The following is a 25,215-nucleotide window of genomic DNA, read 5'->3' as shown; positions in this document are numbered from 1 at the left end:
TTTCAGCCATCTCCCACTAATAACCTATTATGGCAAATACATTATTTATTGAAGTTCACCAACTGCTATAACCGTTGTTTCGCTGACAGCTTTAAGTCGGTTGTCGTTTGTCAGAAAGTAATCCGCCCCAAGTTCAATACATGTAGCAATTTGAATAGCGTCAGGTGTCTGTATGTTGTACCTGGCTCTTAACAGGGCAGCCTGTTCGGCAATGGCAGATGTGATATCAAATAATTCAATTCCTGCTGCTGTGGTCAGAATATCTCTATATTGTTCTGCCAAAGCTTTTTGCCCTTCGCGTAAAGGTTTCACCAATACTTCAAGCAGCGTCATAGAAGAAGTAACAAAGAAAAAGCCACCTTTGTCGTTAAAGTCAAACAGATCTGAAAGAACAGGCTGATAAGCGCTATGTCCCTCAATATAGTAAATTAAAGGTGCGGTGTCCAGAAAGACGGTTTTCGAGGCAAAATCCTGGATTACCATTGTCGTTCTTCATCAAGGTATTTGTCAATACTGTCCTGACTTTTCCAAATTTCACTTCCCATACCTGAAAGTGATGTCAGGCGGGCGGATGGCGTTGCCTTTTTCGTCTCTCTTCTCTTCAGTAAATATGCCATCCGTTGAAGAAGTGTTAGCTGATCCTCCTTGTCAAGTTGCTTTACCTGAGACAGTATGTCGTTTATATTTAATGATGTTGGCATAAACTGATAACTTAAAGTTACGGAAAAGACACAGAGAGAGCAAGTCAAAAGGTAAAAGTCGAAAGTATAAACCTTCAATACAATGGTCTGCCAGCACACAATAAAACGCTTCAACTTCACGAAAGGAAAAAACACTACGAACTTGCAGACTGGCTGTTGCGCCTCATTGCGGAAATTCGATACCTGAAACCATAGTAGGCCGAAGCCCGGAGAGAGCAAGTCAAAAGTCAAAATTAAAAAGTAAAAAACTCTAAACGGAAGGCCGCCTGCACTATCTAAACCGCTTCGAATTCACGCACTGCAAAAACACTTCGATCTTTTAGCCTCGTCCAGCGCCTAATTGCAGGTATTCGATTACACTGCCGTTATTAGTCCGAAGCCCACCGTCAGCAATTCAGCGCCCTTTGTCCGCCGTAGCTAAGCGAAGGAGGATTCAGCATCTCCGCATAACACGTGATTGATCTTCTAGAGCCTTACTATGTATATTAAAGTAAAGACTATAGAGGAAAGATTGTAATCCTAATGCGACAAGCAACCAGTAGTTATGGTTGTTGTGCGCTGGCTTCCTTGTCCCGCCATGGCGGGAGAGCTATACCGGCAAGGTGCCCTTTTTTGCCTGCTTTTGGGCACCTGTCCCGCAGCATTGCGGGAAGCAAAAAAAACGAACAAAGAAACTCGCCGAAGGCACTTAAAACGTATACACAATATCGTTATCCACCCAACAAAATCCCCCTCTGGCAAGCTCAAAATGTGCAGAGAGACCGCCCTCCCCCTTAAAATGGGGAAAGCAGGCAGTCCGCAAATCGGACAAGTGCTAAAGGGGGATTTCATTTAGAAAATCAAATGCCAGGAGCATCATTCTAAAAAACAGATTGCTTCGTTCCTCGCAATGACCCCGCCATTCGTCAGGACAGGCAAGTTCAGATAGTGTTGCTTCTCCGAACGTTGTCCTTTAGTAAACACTGCATTCGACAAAGTATCTGCCACCTAAACAACCATAAACTATAAACCAAAAACCAGAAACTATCTATAAAGCCTCTCCCACCTAAAAAACTACAAACTACAAACCACAAACTATAAACTGTCCCTGATCACCCGGGGTCCCCCTGGCAAACGCGCATACCCGAAAAGGGTAGACCCCAAGTGGAGTGTCTTTCTTTTAAACCTCTCTATCCAATCCTTAGGACAGACTGCATTCGATAAAGCCACTGCCTCCTAAAGAACCATAAACTATAAACCAAAAACCAGAAACTATCTATAAAGCCTCTTTCACCTAAAGAACTACAAACCACAAACTATAAACTATCTATAAAGCCTCTCCCACCTAAAGAACTACAAACTACAAACCACAAACTACAAACTCCTAAAATGCTTGCTTGTCACCCTTGACGGTCGTCCAAACTGTCAAAAAAACAATCCTCACATCCAGCCACAAACTCCAGTTCTCCGCATACCACAAATCATGCTTCACCCGACCCTCCATCTGTCCCAGGCGGGTGGTCTCCCCGCGATACCCATTCACCTGCGCCCATCCCGTTACCCCCGGCTTCACAAAATGGCGGATCATGAACTGCTGTATCAGCTTGCTGTAATCATCCGTATGTTTCAGCATGTGGGGCCGTGGACCCACCACGCTCATCTCGCCCCTGAACACGTTGATGAACTGGGGCATCTCGTCCAGGTTGGTCTTGCGAAGAAAACGACCGACGCGGGTAAGGCGACTGTCATTGCGCGAGGCTTGTTTATGGTGGGCATCATCGTTCAGGCGCATGCTGCGGAACTTAATGCACTGGAAAGTCTGGTTGTTCTTGCCCGAGCGGGGTTGCTTGAAGAAGATGGGACCTTTCGATTCCACCTTGATCAGCAGGCCAATGAGGGGTACCAGCCAGGGAAGGACTAATAAGAGTATCATGCCGCTGAAGGCGATATCAAATATGCGTTTGCGTATGCGGTTGCCGCCATCATCCAGTGGTTCTTTGCGTGTGCTCAGCACCGGTATATCATTGAGGTAGTCGATGTGGAAGGCGCGGTTCATCACGTAGCTCAGGTCGGGGATCACCCTGAAGCGGATGCAGAGCTGGTCCGCCTCGTCCATCACCTGGTAAATGCCCAGGTCCTGCTCGGGGGCGATGGTGGAATAGATCTCCTCCACCCCATGGGCCCGGGAGGTGGCAATGCTTTCTGACACCGGGCCCAGTATGGGGTAGTGTGTCAGTTCCCGCACGTTCTCCTCCTCCTCGCAAAAGCCCACCACTTCCGCGTAATGATCCTCTTCCTCCAGGTAGGTGGCCAGTTTTTTGGCGGTGTCGTTAAAACCGATGATCATCACCTTGCGGGTGAGATACTGGCGGCGCAGAAAATGCTGGCGCACGCCCAGGTAGATAAAGCGGTTCAGCAAAAGCAGCATACCCTGACCGCTCAATACCAGGAAGATATAGAGCCGCGAGAGCTCAAACTGGCGGGCAAAGAACAGGTACACCATCACCAGGCAGAGCCAGTAAAAAAAGCAGTGCATGGTGCGGCGGCAGAATTGTTCAAAGGAGGCAAGGCTTTTCTCGCGGTACAGGTTGCCCAGGTTGCTCACCAGCATCCAGGCAATGTTCAGCCACATCCAGAAGCGGATATAGCCCACCACTTCCCCTCCCTGTGTGCGTTGCAGCAACAACTGGAAAAGCAGCACCAGTAAGTTCAGTGTAAAAAGGTCCAGGCCAAAAGCAGCCAGCCTGACCACCCGCAGTAAGCGTTGGTTCATGTTAGTTAGTAGATCTTGTTGATATTAGTTTGGTATAACCTTCGTAATTGTCAAGGAACGTAGGCGCTGTCCCGCCGCAGTGCGGGATCATTGCGAGGCTAAGTGTTGGCTTGTATAATATCGCTGCGACAATCTCATTTTCCCTATCGTCATTGCGAGGCGAAGCATTGGCTTTGTGAGATAGCGCCGTGGCAATCTCATACTATTGAACGGAAGCTAACCTGGCCCTCTTCCTTTTCAAAACACAAAAACCCCATGCCAACCCCACCCCAATCGTATTACTCAAAAAATCCAATCCCGAGAACGATCTTCCCGGCACTTCCTTTTGCGCCAGCTCCAGTATATACGAGAACAATAAGATGGAGACGAACAAATAGGCAGGCCTTTTCTCTTTTTTATAAAAACTATAAAGCAATACGCTCAGTAAAAAATAATAACCCCCATGGATCATCATATCCAGCCACCAGTGATACCCCGTACCCAGGTAGTGCTCTGGATGAAAATTGGGAAGCGTGCAAAGTACCCCTGTTAAGACCACGAAAAGAATAACCAGGAAATACCGTAAAAATGTACTCATGCAAAACCTTAATTCAAATGCTCTGTATATTTTCCCAGCACTTTATCAATAGCCAAATGCTCCTCAGCATAACGACGGGCATTATTTCTAATAACAGATAGATCATCACCAATGATCTTCAGCAATGCATTGGAAAATGCTTCTTCATCCTCCGGGTCAACTAGCACACCCATATTATTTTCATTCACCACTTCATAAAGACTGCTTCCTTTTTCAGCCGTAACCAATGACACTCCGCCCACCGCAAGGATAGTAGTTAGCTTGGAAGGCATCACCAGGTCACTGGCTCCTTTCTTTTGTATTACCAGGTGTATATCCGCCATGTTCAGGAAAGAATTGAACTGTTCGAAAGGCTGCAATGGTACAAACTGCACATTATGAAGTTGTCGTTGCTTAGCCTGTTCAATTAGTTTGTCTTTATAAGGCCCGGAACCACAGATAAGAAACTTAACACCATTACTATCTTTTAAACGTGCTGCACTTTCCAGTATCATTTCCAGCCCCTGCTTCTCTCCAATAGCTCCTGAATACAAAACCAATATATCATCAGCAGCAAAACCGGCATTTATTTTTAATTCATCACGATTAGATAGCGGGTAAAAGAAATTCATATCCACCCAGTTGGGAAGAAACACAACTTCTTTACCAGTCTTCGCTTCTACCCTTTTGATCATTCCTTTCGATATGCTGCTTACCACATCTGCCTGTTTTAATACAAACTTCTCCAGGCCAAACAATCCTTTGATCAATGTTTTTGATTTAATCATTTGCAAATCCCTTGCAGCTTCTATCTGCAGGTCCTGCACATGATATAAAAACTTAGCTCCTCTAAGCTTTTTATACAATAAAGCATGCAGTCCTAATTGAAAGGGAGGGACTACCGTGAGCACATAATCAAATTTCTTCTTGCCCAGCACTCCCAGTAAACGAATAAAAGAAGAACAAGTGAATGAGAACTCCTGAAATAGTCTTTTTTTGCCACTTGGATTGGCAGGAACATATTGGGGGCACCGAAAAATGGTGATAGTATTTCCTGAGGTTTCAATTATTTCCTTTACGTACCCTTTATTAGTATAAGGCTCTTGCACCTTCCATTGGGGATAATAGGGTTGAGTTGTAATTACAGTACACTCATAACCATTTTGAGCCATCCAAATAATCATCTCACCATTGTACTTACCAATTCCTGTAGGTTCGGGTGAAAAATTGCCACCAATTAATAAAACTTGTTTATTCAAAATAAAAATTGTTCATATAATTATGAATGAGTTGTTTTACTATTTTTTCGTTCTTCTCTCATTTTTATTTGTATCAAAAATTCATAATACCCCATGTTCAAACAATAAATTAACCCAGGAATTCCTTCTATAAAACCTAAATTGAATAAATAAGCTTGAAAAAACCGTAAAGCGGGCCAACCAGGTATTTTGCTTAAAAATATCTTTAATGCAGGGTTCCTGACACTACTATGAACATTAAATATATGTTTGTAAGATATATTACTATTCAATCTAGATTTCGCTTCGTGAGTTGAGTAACGATTATGTCTATCAATCCAATGAGACCACCCCTTGGAGAATCCATAGTGTAAATAAGGCTCCTTTATGTACTCAATTCTTCCTTTGACCTGATCTTCTTTTTGACCGTGTCCAAAATCAGTAAATCTTGCCCAACCCTTTCTTAAAATTCTAAATTGCCATTTTGGAAAATTATCACACTTTTTCAACCATTTTCCATCAAGAATCATTTTCCAACAACAGTAAAACCCTGCTATATCATTACTTACATCATTAATTGACTTAAATATGGCACTCTTAAATTTATCACTAACTACTTCATCAGCGTCTAAAAAAAATATCCATTCATATTTAGTCATTATATTATCGATAGCATAATTTCTTTGTTGCCCGAAACTTTTAAAATCATTCACCCAAATGGTAACTTTTGATTTTTGAGCTATTTCAATAGTTTTATCTGTGCTTCCAGAATCCAAAATATGTACGTCATCACACCAATCTACTGATTTCAAACAAGCTGGCAGGTCTTGCTCTTCATTTTTGGTAAGTATTATAACTGATACCATAATAAGAAAATATTGATACTTAGTTAAACCATTTTTTCTATTAACGATGCATTAGCCCTTATGTGTTCTTCGGTAAACATTGAACATAGTACTACACTGTTTGGAAAATCGGAAATAAGCTTCTTTAATTTAAGCTCTGGCTTTAGTTGCGCATTTCCTCCTCTTAATGGAGAAAAAATAACATTCGGTTGCATTCCACGTTTTGTAATTATTTCATCATATGCAATCATCCCAGGTGAGGTATTGAATTGCAAAACCTCGAATTGATCAATATATTCAGAATGAAGATCTTCCTGAGAATATAAATAGGCTATTCCAAACCCTTTTATTTTACCTTTAGATTTAAGAAGTTTAGCAGTTGCTATCAGATCTTCATATTGCGATATAGTTTCTAAAGGTTCGTGAATAAAAAAATAATCCAGGTATTCTGTATCTAAAGCCTTCAAGGATTTGTTTAAACTATTCTCCATTTCTCTAGCATTCAGATTTATTCTGGAATGAAAACGCTCAGAAATGGAAGATCCTGGCTTTAAATCTCCATTTAATGACTTCCAGCCTTTTAATTTTGAAAGTGAAAGTCTTACTATTGGCTTTGCTGTTTTGAAAAGTTTAGCTTTCCAATTCGCTGTTATTCCAAATTTGCTTGCTAAAACTATTTTATTCCTTTTGCCTTTTAACCATTTTCCTACAAATTTCTCTGCTTCCCCATAACCATAAGAACGTGCAAGATCTAAATGGTTAATTCCATGATCAAAGGCACAATCTAGTGACCTCTTGGCTTTTTTTGCATCAACTGCACCCATAATTGGGGCACAGCCAAATCCAATAGGTGAAGAAAAAACACCTTTCACTAATTCTATTCTACGCATATTATTTACTTAAATGGTGGGCAAGGCGTACGGCAAAGGCACCCAGAAGAAATGTTGGATTTGCCTGCCCGGAAGTAGGAAATACTGAACTACTGCATACATACAGGTTTTCAGTACCCCATACCTTTAAACTCCTGTCAACTACACCCTTATCACTTGAATTGGCAATCCTGGTAGTTCCACATTGATGGATTCCATCCTTTGACATATTTTTTATCGCAGCTTTTAATTCGGCTGGTGGATACCAATATTCCAACTTGCCACAATTATTACTTCTTAAATGTTTATCGAGCTTTTCATGCAATCTGATGACGGATTCTATATCGTCATTTGTTAAAGAATAATGTATTACCAATGTTTCATTATCTTCTGCTAATTCCATCCTGTTTTCATCGGTAGGAATTTGCTCTGCATGAAAGTGAAGGGCATAACAGTTTTGAGGACTATAAAGAAATACGCCTGGAAGTTTTCTTTTTAGGCAATACCTTTTATAAAAGATTGAAGCAGGTTTTAGCAATGACCCGGGAAATCCCTTAATTATATTTATTACGTGTTTTGAAACATCTTGAACCTTTCCTTTTGTGATAGAATGTGCTATGGCGGGAGGAGCTAATCTTTTTCCAATAAATGGCATTAACATAGCTAAATACATAAAGGACATAGCACCACTTTTATGCTTAGGGTCAAAGTACAGAGGATTATCTAACCAAATGGCAGTATTTAGAAGGTTTTCTTTTACAAGATAATCTTTGTTAAACTGAAATCTTCTTCGGACATATATACCATCAGAATCCTTTATAAAAGAAAAATCAGTCCTTCTGGGATCTCCGTTAAACCTTACTGAGGCAATTTTACCTGACAAGTGGCCCTGGTAATATTTGCCTAGTGAACAAGGGGGCCCTCCAATGCTTTCAAAAATCTGCTTGTTTCTAAGTAAAATCCTTGTGCTTTCCTGGGCGCCTGCGCAAAGCACAAAAGCTTTCGCCCTTACTTCCATTGTCCCTTTATTATATAGATTTCGAACTTTTAAGAAAGACAATGAATTGTCTTTCTTAGATTTTAAAAAATCCCTTGCTTCAAATCCAAATAAAATTGTCAGGTTATTTCTTTCTGCAATCTCCTTTTTATAACGCTGTCCAAATCTTGTGGGCATACTCCATCTTTCCAGGACTGAATCCGTAACATCTCCCTCACTAAAATTTTCAGCTATTCGCTTCTCTTTGATGAGTTCATTCGAATTAAATATAGGTTCACCACATTCAAAATATTCCGCAGAAGATTTCAAATATGACTTTACTTCTTGAAAAAGATCCTGATCCCATGTGCAGTTATCTCCAATTATAGGGCGATTCACAAAATCAACCTCATCATACATTACACATCTTCCACCCCAGGTTGCAGAAGTTCCTCCTAGGCCTTTGTTGGTACATTCATATGGATCATGGTGGTTAATTTTATTCTTATTTTGAATAGAATTATCAAGGTCATTATTTTTCAATATACCCTTAGGTCCATATTCAACTAATAAAACTTTTTTATTGGGATTCAAAGAAGTAAATTCAAGACCCAGGATAATACCAGAAGGACCACTTCCTACTATACAAAGATCATAAACAGTTTCGCTGTACATTTAAATTTTAATTGAAGCAGTTGATTTTATATCCTGCAATATATTTTTCCTCTGTTTAACAGGAAATGCTGGATTACCAGTGTAAACTGTCCATGGGTCAAGGTCCTTGGAGGCAACAGCACCTGCACCCAATACACTTCCTTCTTTACATAAAACTCCAGGAAGAACAATTGCTTTTGCGCAAATCCAGGAATAAGCTTCTAAAATGATGGGTTTTTTTAAATAAGTAAAATCAATAGAATTATAATCATGCGTTGCTCCGCATAAGTACGCATCTTGCGAAATAATAGTATGATGAGCCAATTTTATTCCTCCTGGGTTGTAGATCTCAACACCAGGCCCAATAGTTACAACCGCCTCGGTTTCTAACAACCACGGAGCCCAAATTTTACAGCTTGGATAAATAAAATTATGACCGCCAATTTTGGCTCCAAATATTTTTAATATGCATATTCTCCAGGAATGCATTGGATTTGGTGTCCACCTACATAAAATCAACCAAACCAAACTCCAACTATAACGACGTAACTTATCAATGATTGGAAATACAGGACGCATATATGCATCTGGACTATTTGAATCGTGAAAGGAAATCATTATAGGTTTATTGTTAATCATTAATGTCCGGTATTGGTATGCCCAATTTAATCCAATACGTTATAAATCAACTTCGCAATGATATTATGTTACTAACACATTTTGTATTGCACCTAAATTACTAAAGTTCTATGGCTGATTTGAAAGATCATTATACAAATTAGTTCCATTAAAAAACTTTACTTATATCTTACAAGGATTATCATTATTTCATTAATTAGCAGCTACGACTTTATGATATTCTTCCAAATATTTTGATCCTAGTACATTATCTTGAAAGAACATTTCGACAATTTTTCTACCATTACTATTGATATAGTGTCTTTTGCCTTTGTCCTTATTGGCTTCTATTATTGATTTCGCAATTGATTCAGAATTTAATTCTGAAATCCAACCTAATCCATTTGATTTGACAAAGTTTGAAAGACCTACAGAGTTAGTTATAAGTACTGGAGTCCCCATATACAAAGACTCAATAACAGCACAGGCAAAATTTTCAGTGTAAGAGGTCAAAACAAACATGTCTGCATTCATTAGCTCCAGATACTTTTTGTTTTGATCACACCATCCGATCCATTCAATTTTATGCTCAATACCTAGGCTAATGGCAAATTGTTTTAATTGTTTTACATAATCATCATCTCCGCGGCCTGCAATCTTTAAAATAAAAGGTATATCTACTAACGATAAAGCTTCGAAAAGGAATTCCAATCCTTTAACCTGGTGTATTCTTGAAAGAAAGGTTATTGTAAATTGCTGATTTATACTTTTCTGTATTTCTAATTTTGGAAATTCAATAATATTTGGCAACCTAAATCCATTCCAATTCTTTATTAATGTTTTGCAATCATTATACTCCTGCTCGGAAGTTGCATGGAATGTGCAATTGCTTAATAATCTTCTTCCAATAATAAAATGAATAAACTTTTTCATTTTTTGCTTCCCTGAGTTAAAAATGTAATGATTTAACATTCCTCTGGGTGAGATGATAACCTTTACGCCTCTTATTTTACATATTAAACAGGATATAATAACTAATAAATTCCACCAAGAATGAATATGTACGACATCAAATTTTTTACAATGTTTAAACACATACTTCCATAATCCAATTGAAATAAAAATATTACCTGTTATTTGGTTTTTAAAATAATGAACTTTAATTCCATCTACTATTATTGGTGTATTAGTTTCAACATTTAATAAATTATTTGATCCATTAGCATTTGTTGTCACAACAGAAATCTCAACACCTATTTTTGACTCAATTTCACACAGTTTACTAACTGATGCTATAGGTCCCCCATAAATATAAGCGGGTTTATAAGTAGGTGTAATATGAAGAACCTTCATTACTGGTTATGCATTTATAAAATTTAAATTTCATTTTCCAAATCATCATATACTTCTTGATATAAGCGGTGATACATTGATGCAATTCTTTTTAACTCAAAACGCTTAATGTTTTCTAAACCATTATTTATTAATACATCTCGCAAAGTATCATCTTCAATTAATTTTGAAATTCCCTCCCTTATACAATCAATATTATAAGGATCAACAAACAAAGCTCCGTTCCCAGCAACTTCCGGCATAGAAGAAATATTACTTGTGATTACAACTCTCCCAATAGCTTGAGCTTCTAGTATTGGCATTCCAAACCCTTCAAATGTTGATATAAAACTTACTATGTCGCAATTCTCATATTGAATTTTAATTTCATCGTCAGTTAAGTTTGATAACCATTTATAATCAATTTTCCTTTTAATTAGTTGGTCTTCGATTTCCCTTTCATGTTTACCTATAATAATTAAAGAGCATGATAAACCTTCCAAGGCACTTATCAACCTGATAACATTCTTATTTTTCTTGGTACCAATTTGGAGTATTCTAGGCTTTTGTTTGATAAAAACCTTAGGAACAGGTGTGTAGTTTGGGTTATAATAGTTAGGTATAACTTTAATCTTACTTTCTGGAATGGCAACTCTATTCAAAAGATCTTGTTTGGTTGCCTCTGAAATTACTGTTATAACCTTAGCCTTCTTTACTGGCCATTTGATCCATAATAAATAATAAATTAGCAAACTAAATGGATTAGAACGGTTCAGGAAATTCAAATCATGTATTGTTAAAATAGTATTCTTTTTTCTAAGCCCTATTGCAACATAATGAATATCACCTGTTACATGATTAATCCTGGCTTGGTTCTTTGAAACCCATATTAGGTTTTTTAATCTACCATAAATTGAATTACTGTAATAAGGAACAATCCTTTTTGTAACTTTCAATTCATTCTGTAGACTAAATAATACACCATCAAATATCTTTTCAATGCTATAATTATCTGGAAAAGACTTCCTATAAAATAAGTACACTTTCATTGTATCAAAGGGTATAGGCTTATGAAAGGAATTACTACTGCTTATTTAAGCATTTATAATTTACTTCATCTAGGATTTTTTGACAAATGTCTTCGTTACCAACTTTAAGACTCCTTACTTTTTTCATTCCTGCCAAACGAATTCTTTCACGTAAAGTTTCATTTAGTAATAATTCATTGCAAACTTTCGCACATTCCTTTGCATCTGACCAAAAAATTGCTTCCTCGCCTTCCTTGTACATATTTTGATGTTCAGATGTCCTTTCAGCACATAATAAGCCACCAGCATAAGGAACTTCAAGAGACCTTGTTGTATGAAGATCCCTATTACTTTTACATAGTAACCCTAAACAAAGTTTTGCTCCTTGTATTGCAGTGACATAACTCCTTCCTGACAATGCCCCACCTTTATAATAAGGTTTTAATATTTTCCAATATTTTGATTTTTGCCATCGGGAACCCCATATACTAATTGGAATTCCTAGCTTAATAAGCTCAGTTAAAAATTTATCTCTTTTTTCATGACGCATCCATGTACCAATGAAAGCAACATCTGATAGATAATTTGATTGAATATTACAACTAAAATCTAATGGTCGATGCTCTATCTCATCATAGGACATAGTAATTCTTAAGACATTTACAGCACCTCTATTTTTAAACTCAGAAATGTTGATTTCTCGCATAACCACGCAAAGACTATAATAAGGAATTGCTTTAAGCAAAGAAGCAAATCTCCACCTACTTATATTGCCTGTGGGATCATCGTTGTTATACAATAAAATTGGTTTATTTAAATTCTTAAGTATTTTTATACTTTTGCTGCCAAACAATTCTCCACTATTGACCCAAATTATATCAGGATTAAAGTTTGATTCTATAACTTCCTTTATCCATTCATTTATTTTTTTCTGTATAAATCGATAACCAGAATAAAAATGGAAATGTCTCAATTTACCATTAAATATATTTTGAAATTTTTCGTATGGATCTTTAGCGTAAACTTCATGGTTAAGCCTTTTTAAAGCTTCATATCGTTGAAATGAAGTAGTACCACTTTTTAAGTTGCCCAGATAAAAAATCTTCATCACTATTATACTGTTCAGTAATTTGTTATCTAATTCTTTTAGAAAATAATAAAGTAGAGAAGTAATATAGAATTACCCAAAAAAAGAAAGAACGCAATGAAACAAACCAGCTATTTACTGACGCTTCGCCGATACCCAAAATAAATAAATAGAAAAAAATTGAAAGGCTAATTAATTTAATGAAACCAGAAAGCTTAAGTGTTTTGGATAATGACAAAACAATAAACCAAATTATAACAACAAAAAAAGGGTAAATGATAATTCCACCCCATCCAAATTCTGCATATGAACTTAAATAAAGCGAATCTGCAGTATCCTTATCGCCAATTGGAAAATGATCATAAAGCAACTCCTCCTGCGTTGGGTAATCTTTTTTATAAGGAAAAATTGGGCCTGGTATAGCAGAAATAGCGGAATTAAACAGATTTTCACCAAGCATATATGATTTATACTGAAAAGGCAATTGTATACAAAGAGCAAGAGGCGTAGCAACCAATGGTCTTGTTGCGAGATTATTTGTGGTATTTTCTTCCTCTAATAATATTAATTCCTTAGAGGATTGAAATTGTTGCCAGGCTTTAGGAACTATATCTATAGCACTAGTTTTCCAATCAAAATATTCTGTTCCCCCGTTTCGCATAAAATTACTAAAAAGCAAAACCTGCGAAAATAATGGGTAACAAATGCATAATAATATTATTACTTTTAAAAATTTTGGTCGCCATAAAGTAAAAAAACAAATCCAATATCCATGTGCTAATAAAGAAAATATCATTGGAGCTCGTCCTTTATTAAAATAAAGAAAGAGGACTAAAACAAATGAAATAGAAAATAAACACCAATTTATTTTTCTTTTTAACCCAACTCTTAATTGTAAATTTTTTGCTACAAGCAAAGCATTTAACATAATATGTGCGGGGATAAGAGATTCATAAAATACAATCCAAAAAGGCATTTCGCCATTTTCATAGTTTTCTGTAATTATAGTTCTTTGTCCAATGATACCTTTTATAACGAATGACAATTCAATCGAAAATAACACTACGATAATAACTATCAAAGTAGAAATAGGCATGAATCTTAGTTTGAGTATAGAAGTACAAAGCTTCTTCTCAAGTAATGTAATTTTTTTATTAGAACCTATATAAGCAAGTACGGTTGCAAAAAGTCCAATATAAAAAATGGCAGAGGCGTAATATGTAAATTGGAGACCGCCCATCATTGCCTCATTTAATGATTCCTTAATTGAGGTGTTTAAAAGAAATCGATGAATTACTGATGCTGTCAACCAAGAAATATTTTGAATTGCACATAATGAGGCAGCACTCAACCTAACCATTTGAACCATCTTAAATGGATTTCCAATAATATTCCATATCCATAAAACCATAACAAGAGACCCCCATAACGCTCCTATATCTGCAACAAAAACATAACCACTAACCCAAGCCACAAACCATGCTGGAGTAGTTGTCAATATCCAATATTCAAGTGGACGGTTATAGATGAAGTTGTGATAATTTTTAAGCCGCATGAAACCCTTTACAAAATAAATTTTAATAGAAATTGATATTAGAAAGTTTAAAAACCCAACTAAATTTTTATTGAATATATTTTTTCCAAGAAAGGAATAAATGAATATATTTTTCTAGTCGCGAATTCTGGTAAAGTATTTAAATACCTGCAAAAATTCCAAATTAGTGATGCAATACAGCAGGATAATGTTATCCATTTTACAACCGGAAATAAAATAATTGCAGTAATTCCAATACTAGATATAATTACTGAAAGTGTTGCCCTATTCGATGATTGCTTTGGCCAATATAAACCATTTTCAGAAAGCCATTTTTTCGCAAAATAACTATATCCTAATAACCCAGTAATTTCTGCAATTAATAAAGCAAAGCCAGCACCCAAAATTCCAAATAAAGGTACCAGGATAATAATTCCTATTATAACAAATGCCCCCATAAGAGAAGAAACAACTAGTTGTGGTTTAATAATATTATTTCCCGATACAATTGCTAAGGCAGGCTGTGCTATAGAATAAATTAAAACAGATAAAGAAAGCACACCAAATAGCCAAGGATCAAATAAGATTTGATTTTTTGTCCAAACCAAAAATAATTTACCAATAAAGGTTTGGATAATCACAAGCGAGGGTGCAAGGATGCCAACTACCATAATCCAAACAGTACCAAAAGCTGCTTCACTTCGTTCTTGATCTTTATTTTGCAGAAATCTCATTAATTCAGGCATAAGTGGGTTTGTTAAGGTATGCAAACCTTGCATTGCTACATTTGCTCCTGTTCGCATTGTAGAAAAAGCAGCTAAATTTGAAACTCCTGCTAATGGTGCTAAAAATATTCTTACACCTTGGATTCGAAGTGCATCTGCCAAATTTTTGAATACAACTAAAATGGATAATTTGAAATTTGAAAATCCTAGTTTAAAAGAAAACGAATTTGGATTTAATTGCAAATTTTTATAAAGCTTATAATAATCAAATCCTAATTGAATATTACCCAAAGAGGTTACAAGAATTAGTATTATGCCTACTTGATAAAAGCTTAAGCCTAGTAACACTGCAAATGCAGGTATAACAACGCTAATAAGATTAATATAAACTGACCACCATGCCATTCTTGGATAATATCCAAATGCACTTAAACCACGAACAAGTATACCTCCAACTGAGCCGAATATTGCCCACATAATACTGTACGCAATAATCAATATTTTCAGATCATTTACAAATTGTTTGTCAAAGGAAAATTTTGCAATACAAAAACTTTCAAACCCAGTAAAATAAAATAAGAAAACAAAAAGCAAAACTTGAGATATACCAATAATAATTCCAATTACAATTCCAGAAAATAATGTTCTTTCTAACATCTCCAATTTGCTTCTTCCAAATCGGAGAACTTCATATCCAATAAATGTTTGATGCGCAGTATCAATTAATTGAATAAAAAAGAAAAATGAAGTTAAAGCTAACCACTGTCCATATACATCAGCCCCCCACTTTACCAAATAAATTGGTACTGTAATGATTTGAGCAAGTAGACCCAAAAAAATATTACACCAACCTGCCGTACTTCCCGAAAGTATCCTCTTTAATGTTCCTGATTGCATTGATTAATTAACTTCATGTACTAAATAAATCCAGCGCTTCAATTTTGCAAAATCTTTCAGATCAGACTTTATCTCTAAAGGCTTTGCTCCTAAATTATTTAACTCATTACTTATTTCCTCCTTATGTGTAACATAAACAGCATCAACATCTGGTGAAAAAGGAAATGAAAAGCAAGATGGATCGTTGTTTAATAAGAAAACAGACTTTCTTCCTGCATTTCTTAATTTCCAATAAAAAAACATGGGTAATAATACTCTTCCATATATAACAGTCCTAAAAGCATCAATATAATTTCCGTTATTAAGTTTTTGGGTACCAGTACCTGGAAGTTTTCCTAATTTCTGACTGCTAATGCTTAACCTGCCAAAGTAATCTGGGCAAAGAATTATTATTTTACCGCCTGGTTTTACGACTCTGATTAACTCATTTAAAAAAAGATGTGGACGGACAACATGTTCTAATACAAAGACTGAAAAAACAATGTCGAACTTTTCATCTTCAAAGGGAAATTTTTTTGGATCTGTAATTGTTTTGAAATTAGCGGTAGGGTACTTTGTTTTGTTTAATTCTATAAGAGAAGATGAAAAATCACATCCACTATAATTGTTTGGATCTATCTGTTTAGTATCTAATATACCCGCTCTTCCACAGCCAATCTCACAAATTAACTTACCTAAGCTATTTTCTAATATGTCTTGATATAAAAGATTGGATTTATCAAACCAGGCTGACCGGTTAAAATCTATATCATCATAATAGGATTCATTTTTCTTGTAAAACTTTGCCATTTTTTCCTCCAAAGCATCAGTTAATACTGGATCATTGATAGCAGATATATATTTTATCATTTTATTAATTGGCTATTAAAAGGAATAATTCTCGTAATATTAAAATGTCATTCATATTAAATGACTTGTTTTTTAACAACTTTACCTATAGATTTTCTTACTCGATAAAGATTTACATCTAAGTTATAAACTGCGTCACCAAACATATCAGAAAAAGACTGGGACTGCAGGTTTTTTATTGGTAAAGCAAATTCTTCTGCAAAATTGGGCTGTTCAAATGGGAATCTAATTGCGCGAGACCACATTGTTGGCTCAATAGGATTTAAGAATCTTGTTGATTCATTCCAGTTCTGCCATTTGTGTTTATACCAGTTATTATTAAAAATATCATTGGCATGACTCCATGTTGTAATTTTTTCGGCCATTTCCCTATCTGACATAACATAACCATAATGATAACAGGGACAATCTAGTACAGGTATATTGCCCCCAAACCAGCGCTTTCTTAAAAACTTAATATCTGAATTGCATCGGATGGCAAAGCTTGCATTCGTATTTTTAATACTTCCATCTGGTTGTACTAGGACATATTGTGAGGATTTCCAGAAGTTATACCAAGTTGTCTTAAAACAATTATCTGATTTATTTGATAATAATATTCTTTTAATTTGATTCCATGTAGACTCAGTATAAAATTCATCAGCATCCTGGATTAAAAACCAATCAAATCCTTCAAATCTTGCTTTTTGAAGACAATCATTTCTCATATCCTCTTCTGTAATCCAATCCCCTCTTAAAATCTCAATTTTATTACTGTCTGTAATTGATAAGATGTCTTCAAGCTTTGTGGGATTTACTAAATTTTGTCTAGACGCTGTGTTATATCCAAACGGTCGTTCAGGGTATGCAATATAAATTTTATCTACATGTGGCTCTAAGTTGCCTATGACAGCTTTTAAAAATCGATTCACATTGTATGCTAAAACATGTGCAGCTAACTTCATAAAACTTATTTTCTGATTAATTCTTATTATCCTTTTACAATTTTCAACTAAAAGTTTTCATATTGTTAAACAAACATTGTTTTACTTATATTTAAATCTTTCCTTTTTATTATCCTTACATCAACATCCACCATCTCCTTCACCAATTTGGATAGATCATATTGAGGCTTCCAATTCAATTTTGTTTTAGCTTTTGTCGCATCACCAATCAACAACTCCACTTCAGTAGGCCTGAAATATGCCGGGTCAACTGCCACTACCTGCTTACCAATTGCTACCTGGAAATCTTCATTATCACAAGCAACCACAACTCCTTTTTCTTTCACTCCCTCACCACTGAAACCTATTGTTATTCCAACTTCAGCAAAAGCCATTCTTACAAACTCACGTACAGCAGTTGTTACTCCTGTTGCAATCACAAAATCTTCAGGGGTATCCTGCTGCAATATGCGCCACATGGCATCCACATAATCCTTGGCATGTCCCCAGTCGCGTTGCGCATCAAGGTTACCCAGGTACAGGCAATCCTGCTGGCCTAGTGCAATGGCTGCCACAGCCCTGGTGATTTTGCGGGTAACAAAGGTCTCCCCCCTCAATGGGCTCTCATGGTTGAACAGGATGCCATTGCAGGCAAACATGCCATAGGCCTCGCGGTAATTCACCGTGATCCAGTAAGCATAGAGCTTGGCCACTGCATAGGGAGATCTTGGATAGAAAGGCGTGGTTTCCCTTTGCGGTACTTCCTGCACCAGGCCATACAACTCGGAGGTGGATGCCTGGTAAATACGCGTCTTCTTTTCCAGCCCTAAAATGCGGATGGCTTCCAGCAGTCTCAGTGTTCCGATACCATCGGCATTGGCCGTGTACTCAGGTGTATCAAAGCTCACCTTCACATGGCTCATGGCAGCCAGGTTGTAGATCTCATCCGGCTGTGTTTCTTGGATGATGCGAATGAGGTTGGTGCTGTCCGTCATATCGCCATAGTGCAAACGAAAATTCAAATGCTTTTCATGAGGGTCCTGGTACAGGTGGTCAATACGGTCTGTATTGATCAACGAAGAACGGCGCTTGATGCCGTGAACGAAATAGCCTTTTTCCAAAAGCAGTTCGGCAAGGTAGGCGCCGTCCTGGCCGGTGATACCGGTAATTAACGCAACTTTCATATGATAAGTTTATTTGCCACTAAGGCGCGAAGGCACAAAGAGGCGCTAAGGTTTAAGAAAAGTTTCTTGTTTATTGTTTATGGTTTCTTGTTCGTTAGGTCGAAGAGAACTACAAACCGTTTATGGTTTATGGTTTATAGTTTCTTGTTCTGTAGGTTTAACAATCTGACTGATTTGCTGACCTATTTATTTGCTTAGATTTTTTTGCCACAAAGGCGCTAAGGACCTGAAGGTTTATGGTTTATGTTTCTTTAGGTCTGACAGGCTGATTATTGTTTGAATTGCTTAAGGTCATAGATTTCAAAGTGGAACTATCTAAACCTTAAACCCTAAACCTTTTCAACCTGTATTTCCTTTTTTAAGAAGTCTGCATACGCCATGGCAATACCTTCTTTGAGTTCGATGTTATGCTTCCAGCCCATGGAATGGAGTTTGGAAACATCCAGCAGTTTGCGTAGGGTGCCATCGGGTTTGGTGGCGTCAAAGACAATGCTGCCATCAAAGCCAACGGCTTCCTTGACCAGTTGCGCCAGCTCGGCAATGGAAAGGTCTTCACCGGTACCGATATTCACCAGGCTTTTGTCATTATACTGCTCCATTAAAAACAGACAGGCATCGGCCAGGTCATCGGCATACAGGAATTCGCGTTTAGGCGTTCCCGTTCCCCATACTACCACTTCATTATCGCCTCTTTCCTTTGCTTCATGGAAGCGGCGGATCAATGCCGGCAGTACATGCGAATTTTGTGGATGGTAATTGTCACCTATTCCATACAGGTTGGTAGGCATCACCGATATAAAATTGCAGCCATACTGGTCGCGGTAGGCTTCGCACAATTTGATGCCCGCTATCTTGGCAATGGCATAAGGCTCATTGGTGGGCTCCAGTGGTGCTGTCAGTAAGTATTCTTCCTTCAATGGCTGCGGCGCTGCCTTGGGATAGATGCAGGAGGAACCAAGGAACAATAATTTTTGCACTTCGTTTTGATACGCTGCATGGATGATGTTGGTCTCCATGACCAGGTTATCGTAAAGGAATTCTGCACGGTAGGTGTTGTTGGCATAGATGCCACCCACCTTGGCGGCTGCCAGGAATACATAGGCTGGTTGTTCTGCTGCAAAGAATTCGTTCACTGCTGCCTGGTTGCGCAGGTCCAGTGCTGAGGAAGTTCTTGTAACAATATTTTGAAAGCCTTTCTTCCGTAACTGCCGTTCAATGGCCGATCCCACCATTCCGCGGTGACCAGCAATGTATATTTTGTCGTTGAGGTTCATTGGGGTTGAGTAAGGTTGATAAGTTGACTGGTTAACATGTTGACAAGGAATGCTCCGATTTGTAACCTTGTCTTATGAATTTAGTTCTGATTGCAAAATATGAATACTGGTTCTATCCTTTTTATTAAACGCTCTTAAGGATTTTGACGTCCGGGTAATCAACCAAATCCCCCTTAGGACGTGGTCGATTTGCGGAGTGCCTGCTTTCCCCCTTAAAAGGGGGAGGGCGGTCTTTCCGCACATTTTGAGCTTGCCAGAGGGGGATTTAGTTCAAAGAATTGTAGCTTAAATTCTTCCCTCTTTTGAATTGAAGACTAATAGCTACCTATATTGTCTCTTCCACCTAAAACAACTACAAACCACAAACTACAAACTACAAACTGTCCTGGCTACCGACTCCCGACTACCGACTCATATCTTCCGCTGGCGGTCTCAATGGGAATTACCCGAACGCTTTCCCTCGCCACTTGCGCCACCATGGCAAATCCTAATGAAGGCAATTGCACCTTCACCAGTTTATTGGTGATCTCTATCACGCGGCCATGCTGGTCAAGGAAAGGACCGGTCATGATGCAGACCCTGTCATTTACCGATACTTCGGTCTTTTCAAGCACCACGTTCTCATGGTCATTGAGGAAACGCTTGATGGTATCTATTTCTTCGTTGCGGATCACGGCAGGCTTGCCCAGCCAGTACACCAGGTTTACCACGCCATCGGTCATGCGCACTTTGGTTAATTCTTCTGCTGTGATATTGATAAATACATAGCTCTTGAACAGGGGCTCCAGCACCGTCTTCTTCCGGTCGCTCCACTGGCGCACCACCTTATTCAGCGGGCAGTAGTGCTCGATGCCTCTTTTCTCAAAGAGCCCCGCCACCTTCTTCTCCCACCGCGGCTTGGTGTATACGGCAAACCATTGTGCTTCGTTGTTCATGATGTAATTATGTGTTAGTTAGTATGGTTTAATAATGGTTGAATGTTGGTTGAAGATGGTTTAAGGTTGTTTAAGATTGTTTAAGAGATTAGCTTAACGCTTGATCCTTGAAACTTTTAGTCTACATGTTAAGTAAAGGTTGTTTCAATAATGACTCTTGAACTTAAAGAACCAGAAACTATAAACTTCAAACTATAAACTGCGAGCTCCGCTCGTACGGCTTCGCCCACGTCACCTACAGGCTCCCCTGTAAATGATGACTATTAGAACTTATTTCCGTTACGCTCCTTACAAAATCCCCCTTGCTACCAGTCTGATTTTCCGAGTGACTGATTTCCCCCTTAAAAGGGGGAGGGCGGTCAGTTTGCTCCTTCAATCAGTTTGCTCTCACCTTATCAACTTGTTAACTTGTCAACTTGTCAACTTCTCTCTCACTTGAACATTGAGTATTTTCTTTCCTCAACCTTTAAACTTTTCAACCTTTCAACTTTTCAACCTTCTCTATAAATTGAACATCCTCATCACCTTGCTCTTCAATCCTTTCTTCACCACTGTTTCCTCCTCCGCATATCCATACCCGTAACCATAGCCATATCCATAACCGTATCCGTATCCATACTTTCCAAAACCCTTGCTCTTGATATCATTGTACACCAGGGCCATGTTCTTCAGGCTGTGGATGCGGTTGCCGTCTTCCAGCTTCTGCATGAAGACCTTTGGCGTGTAGCCGTCGCGCACCAGGTATAAAGTAGCATCGCAGATAGGCGATAGAATATAAGCATCCGTTACCGGGCTTACCGGGGCGGTATCTATTAATATGTAGTCAAACTGTCCTTCCAGGTAGGCCAGCAACTCCTGCATCCTGCCGTTCAATAACAGTTCGGAAGGATTGGGCGGAATGGGACCTGATGGGATCAGGAACAGGTTATTGACCGATGTATTGCGGATGATCTCCACTGCTTCCTTCTGTTCTATCAGGTAATTGGTGATCCCCACCTTGCGGTCAAGGCCAAAGGCATCCGCCAGCTTGGGCTTGCGCAGGTCCAGCTCTATCAGCACCACCTTCTTACCCATGAGGGCAAGGGAAATACCAAGGTTGGCAGTGATGAAGCTCTTGCCCTCACCTGATATAGAGGAGGTGATCAACACCTTTTTCTTTTTCGAATTGATGCCCAGGTAGCCCAGGGAGGTGCGCAGGTGGCGGAACTGCTCCGCGATGACGGTACGCTTGCCTTCACCCACCACCAATGGTGAATTGGTTTTGGCATGTACCACTTCTCCCAGTATGGGTGTGTTGGTATATCTTTCTATTTCCTGGCGGCTCTGTATGGTGCGGGTGAGCAAATCCTTCGCAGAAATGCTTCCTATACCCAGGCCAAGAGCTCCTACTACAGCAATCAGGTATATGAGTGGTCGCTTAGGACTCACCGGCACATCACTTGACTCGGCCCTGTCCACAATACGGCTGTCCGGCACCGTGGAAGCATAGGAAAGTGCGGCTTCCTCGCGCTTCTGCAGCAGGAAGGTGTAAATATTGTTCTTGATGCCCTGCTGGCGGCTGATGCCCAGCAGCTCCCTTTCCTTTTCAGGAATGGTGCGCAGCATGGAGGAATAGCGGCTGTTGGTAGCGGAAAGGTCGCCCCGGCTGGCCTGCAGGCTGCGGCGCTGGCTTCGAATGTTCTCCAGTATGCCCGGCTTGATCTTTTCCATCTCGTCTACCAGCGACACCACGCTGGGGTTGTTCTCCGGAACGATCTTGCGCATGCGCTCGTATTCCAGTTCGGTAGTATATAATTTATCCAGCAGGGAAGACAACACAGGATCGGCCACACCCAAAGTAGAGGGAACGATATTGCCCTTGCCATTTTTACCCTTCACATAGCTTTCCACCTGGTCCAATACTGCCAGTTGCATGGAAAGCTCGGAAAGCTTCTGGTCATTGGCGCTCACGGTTTGCAAAAAGATCTGTCCCTGTGTAGAGATATCCGTGATCTCGTTGCGGGACTTGAAATTCTTTAACTGGCTTTCCACTGAATCCAGCTCGTTCACCACGTACTTCAGTCGGTCTTCAACAAAATGAAGCGTGTTAGCGGCCAGTGTATTCTTATCCAGCACCGCTGCCTGGTTATAGACAGCTATCAGGTTATTTAAAATATCCTCTCCTCTTTTAGGCACTTCATCTGTGATGCTCAGGTCAATAACAGTGCTTTGCTTGGAGGAAGCAGCCACCTTCATCCGGGCGATCATGCCATTAGCAGCCGATTTTACCGGCACCAGGTTGAAATATAAAGGCCTTGTCTCTTTATCACCCTCTTCTGTTTCATTAGATGATGGACTGTAATATTTATTGGGCTCAAAGCGCAGCGTTCCATACCTGGTATTGATCCATGTATTGATGGCATAGGCCTGGCTATCCAGCTCCACTTGTTGCCGGCCAGGCAGGTATTTGAAATACACTTTTTCTTTGGTGGCCTTGAGCGAATCAGGATTCTGCACGCTGATCAACAATGGAGCGTTCACATAACCAGAACGGTCAGACACACGGCCCTCAATGGTAACAGGTGCGTATAGGTGCAGGTTCTTCACCACTTCCTGTGCCAGCGTCTTGCTCTGGATCACCTTTACTTCGTTCTCCACGATCTTTTTGCTGCCAAACAGGTCAAGCGCCTGCAGGGCATCCGATTCATCAATCCCTTTTTTCTCATCCTTGATTAATATGGAGGCTTCTGTGGAATAGACCGGCACTTTATAGCGCAGGTAGAACCAGGCACCCGCGCCGCCCAGCAGCACCAGCAGCAGGAACAGCGGCCACCAGGGCAGGAATTTGAACAGGAGGTCCTGGAAGAGGTTCTCCTCTTCGTCTTCCGAATAATTTTTTTTGATGGGGTTTTGCTGCATAGGTTATTTGATGATGCTGGTGATGATAACTACAAGAATGGATACGCCGCTCAAAATGGATGGCAGCAATTGCTGTCCGCGGCTGGCGGTGGCGGCCCTGGCCTTACCCGGCTCCACGTATACCACGTCGTTGGACTTCAAAAAGAAATAGGGAGAGCTCAATACTTTCGAAGAGTTCAGGTCCAGCCTGTGCACAGTGCGGTTGCCATTTTCTTCCTGGCGAATCAGTGCCACGTTCTCTCTTTTACCATAGATGGTCAGGTCGCCTGCCTGGCCAATGGCCTCCAGTATGGAGATCTGCTCGGAAGGAACATTGATCACACCCGGGCGGGCTACTTCTCCCAGTACCGTTACGCGGTAGTTGAGGAAGCGCACATTCACAATGGGATCGAATAATAATTTCTTATCTGTCAGTTGAGAAGTAATGGTATTCTCCAGTTCTTTCTTGGTAAGCCCTGCAGCCTTGATATTTCCAAGGATAGGAAATTTCACGATGCCCTCACGGTTCACCAGGTAACCCACCGCTTGTTGTAATGTATTATTTGCACCACCGGCATTGGGTGACACAGGAAGATTAGGCGTATTAAAAATAGCCGTCGATTGAGGATCCAGTGAGCTCACCGAAATGGACAGCAGGTCATTGGGATTAATGACAGGTTCTGGTATGTTGGTAGCAGCTATCATGGCCGTATCGGCAATATCATTGAAGTAGGTTGCCTTTTTGGTATTCACACAACTGGTAAGTGCCAGCACAAAGCCTATAGAAAAAACTAAAGTAGTCAGCCAACGGTTACACATATACACAGGTTTTTACAGAATAGCAAGCCTATTCGCAAGGGATATCAAACTATCATCTTCAGTAGGATACGGATCCGCTCTCCATCAAATCCGTTACCAGCAAGGTTTCATCTATAGGGAAAATACCATTCTTATCAAGTGGGCGAAGGTAGGAATAGCAAGAAAAGTTTATTTGTTCATTCTTGTTCAGAGATGTGAACCACGGGGCCTTTAGATCAAATTAGTTCATTGACATATTGAATAGCTGAAAAAAGAAAGATTAAGAATTTTGTGGGAAGAAAAGTGAGGTGAACTTGACGGAGACATAGACTTGCGGTCTTACCCCTGTATTAGTCCTCACTCTTCCCCCACGGTTGCTAAGGCCTAGTTAGAATATTAAGTCCTTAAAGACTAATTAAAGGTCTTAGGCTAGCAACCTTGATTTGTTTACTTCTAAAAGCAAAGCTATGAAAGTTCAACACATCATCGGAGCCGACCTCTCCAAAAAAACTATTGATCTGTTTAGCCATGAGTGTCATTCACACATCTTAATTGAAAACAAT

At 39.2% G+C, this 25,215-nt stretch carries 21 protein-coding genes; all 21 read right to left on the bottom strand.

What is annotated here, in order from left to right:
• Nucleotides 1-45: 45 nt before the first annotated feature.
• The 21 genes from BUA53_RS16680 to BUA53_RS16575 all read right to left on the bottom strand — a co-directional run bounded on the left by BUA53_RS16680 (nucleotide 46) and on the right by BUA53_RS16575 (nucleotide 24,673).
• On the bottom strand, nucleotides 46-483 hold the full coding sequence (locus BUA53_RS16680) for a type II toxin-antitoxin system VapC family toxin (RefSeq protein WP_072836538.1): 438 nt from the start codon (nucleotides 481-483) through the stop codon (nucleotides 46-48).
• Complete coding sequence (locus tag BUA53_RS16675) at nucleotides 477-701, bottom strand: hypothetical protein (protein ID WP_072836537.1); 225 nt, start codon at nucleotides 699-701, stop codon at nucleotides 477-479. The genes BUA53_RS16680 and BUA53_RS16675 overlap by 7 nt, the downstream gene beginning before the upstream one ends.
• Nucleotides 702-2,064: 1,363 nt before the next feature.
• Nucleotides 2,065-3,453: an undecaprenyl-phosphate glucose phosphotransferase gene (locus BUA53_RS16665; RefSeq protein ID WP_072836535.1), complete on the bottom strand. Its 1,389-nt coding sequence runs from the start codon at nucleotides 3,451-3,453 to the stop codon at nucleotides 2,065-2,067.
• A 202-nt stretch (nucleotides 3,454-3,655) separates the two neighbouring features.
• Nucleotides 3,656-4,030, bottom strand: coding sequence for a VanZ family protein (locus BUA53_RS16660; protein ID WP_072836534.1), 375 nt, complete (start codon nucleotides 4,028-4,030; stop codon nucleotides 3,656-3,658).
• A gap of 8 nt (nucleotides 4,031-4,038) precedes the next feature.
• Nucleotides 4,039-5,268, bottom strand: a complete 1,230-nt coding sequence (locus tag BUA53_RS16655; protein WP_072836533.1) for a WcaI family glycosyltransferase — start codon at nucleotides 5,266-5,268, stop codon at nucleotides 4,039-4,041.
• A 20-nt stretch (nucleotides 5,269-5,288) separates the two neighbouring features.
• Nucleotides 5,289-6,113, bottom strand: a complete 825-nt coding sequence (locus BUA53_RS16650) for a glycosyltransferase family 2 protein (RefSeq protein WP_072836532.1) — start codon at nucleotides 6,111-6,113, stop codon at nucleotides 5,289-5,291.
• Between the two features lie 23 nt (nucleotides 6,114-6,136).
• Nucleotides 6,137-6,982: an aldo/keto reductase gene (locus tag BUA53_RS16645; RefSeq protein ID WP_072836531.1), complete on the bottom strand. Its 846-nt coding sequence runs from the start codon at nucleotides 6,980-6,982 to the stop codon at nucleotides 6,137-6,139.
• Between the two features lies 1 nt (nucleotide 6,983).
• Nucleotides 6,984-8,531: a GMC family oxidoreductase gene (locus BUA53_RS16640; protein WP_217653017.1), complete on the bottom strand. Its 1,548-nt coding sequence runs from the start codon at nucleotides 8,529-8,531 to the stop codon at nucleotides 6,984-6,986.
• A gap of 81 nt (nucleotides 8,532-8,612) precedes the next feature.
• Nucleotides 8,613-9,230 (bottom strand): LbetaH domain-containing protein, encoded by a 618-nt coding sequence (locus tag BUA53_RS16635; protein ID WP_217653016.1) that lies wholly within the window; start codon nucleotides 9,228-9,230, stop codon nucleotides 8,613-8,615.
• A 192-nt stretch (nucleotides 9,231-9,422) separates the two neighbouring features.
• Complete coding sequence (locus BUA53_RS16630) at nucleotides 9,423-10,562, bottom strand: XrtY-associated glycosyltransferase XYAG1 (RefSeq protein WP_072836528.1); 1,140 nt, start codon at nucleotides 10,560-10,562, stop codon at nucleotides 9,423-9,425.
• 23 nt (nucleotides 10,563-10,585) lie between these two features.
• Complete coding sequence (locus tag BUA53_RS16625) at nucleotides 10,586-11,590, bottom strand: glycosyltransferase family 4 protein (RefSeq protein WP_072836527.1); 1,005 nt, start codon at nucleotides 11,588-11,590, stop codon at nucleotides 10,586-10,588.
• A gap of 34 nt (nucleotides 11,591-11,624) precedes the next feature.
• A complete protein-coding gene (locus BUA53_RS16620) occupies nucleotides 11,625-12,677 on the bottom strand; it encodes a CgeB family protein (protein ID WP_072836526.1) in 1,053 nt (350 codons plus the stop codon).
• A 25-nt stretch (nucleotides 12,678-12,702) separates the two neighbouring features.
• A complete protein-coding gene (locus BUA53_RS16615) occupies nucleotides 12,703-14,154 on the bottom strand; it encodes a hypothetical protein (protein ID WP_139256472.1) in 1,452 nt (483 codons plus the stop codon).
• Nucleotides 14,155-14,270: 116 nt separating this feature from the next.
• Nucleotides 14,271-15,812, bottom strand: coding sequence for a lipopolysaccharide biosynthesis protein (locus BUA53_RS16610; RefSeq protein ID WP_072836524.1), 1,542 nt, complete (start codon nucleotides 15,810-15,812; stop codon nucleotides 14,271-14,273).
• Nucleotides 15,813-15,815: 3 nt separating this feature from the next.
• Complete coding sequence (locus BUA53_RS16605; RefSeq protein ID WP_072836523.1) at nucleotides 15,816-16,661, bottom strand: class I SAM-dependent methyltransferase; 846 nt, start codon at nucleotides 16,659-16,661, stop codon at nucleotides 15,816-15,818.
• A 56-nt stretch (nucleotides 16,662-16,717) separates the two neighbouring features.
• Nucleotides 16,718-17,605, bottom strand: coding sequence for a hypothetical protein (locus BUA53_RS16600; protein ID WP_072836522.1), 888 nt, complete (start codon nucleotides 17,603-17,605; stop codon nucleotides 16,718-16,720).
• Nucleotides 17,606-17,670: 65 nt separating this feature from the next.
• Entirely contained in the window at nucleotides 17,671-18,768 is a 1,098-nt protein-coding gene (gene gmd / locus BUA53_RS16595; RefSeq protein WP_072836521.1) for a GDP-mannose 4,6-dehydratase, read from the bottom strand.
• A gap of 329 nt (nucleotides 18,769-19,097) precedes the next feature.
• Nucleotides 19,098-20,042 carry a GDP-L-fucose synthase gene (gene fcl, locus BUA53_RS16590; RefSeq protein ID WP_072836520.1) on the bottom strand — a complete coding sequence of 315 codons (945 nt, stop codon included), beginning with the start codon at nucleotides 20,040-20,042 and terminating at the stop codon, nucleotides 19,098-19,100.
• A 389-nt stretch (nucleotides 20,043-20,431) separates the two neighbouring features.
• Nucleotides 20,432-20,977, bottom strand: a complete 546-nt coding sequence (locus BUA53_RS16585; RefSeq protein WP_072836519.1) for a UpxY family transcription antiterminator — start codon at nucleotides 20,975-20,977, stop codon at nucleotides 20,432-20,434.
• A 501-nt stretch (nucleotides 20,978-21,478) separates the two neighbouring features.
• Nucleotides 21,479-23,875, bottom strand: a complete 2,397-nt coding sequence (locus BUA53_RS16580) for a GumC family protein (protein ID WP_072836518.1) — start codon at nucleotides 23,873-23,875, stop codon at nucleotides 21,479-21,481.
• A gap of 3 nt (nucleotides 23,876-23,878) precedes the next feature.
• Nucleotides 23,879-24,673: a polysaccharide biosynthesis/export family protein gene (locus BUA53_RS16575; RefSeq protein ID WP_072836517.1), complete on the bottom strand. Its 795-nt coding sequence runs from the start codon at nucleotides 24,671-24,673 to the stop codon at nucleotides 23,879-23,881.
• Nucleotides 24,674-25,215: the final 542 nt, after the last annotated feature.

The organism is Flavisolibacter ginsengisoli DSM 18119 (genome assembly GCF_900129295.1).
GTDB lineage: Bacteria > Bacteroidota > Bacteroidia > Chitinophagales > Chitinophagaceae > Flavisolibacter > Flavisolibacter ginsengisoli.
Note: the sequence above shows the minus strand (reverse complement) of the source record. Positions and strands in the feature narration are given on the sequence as shown.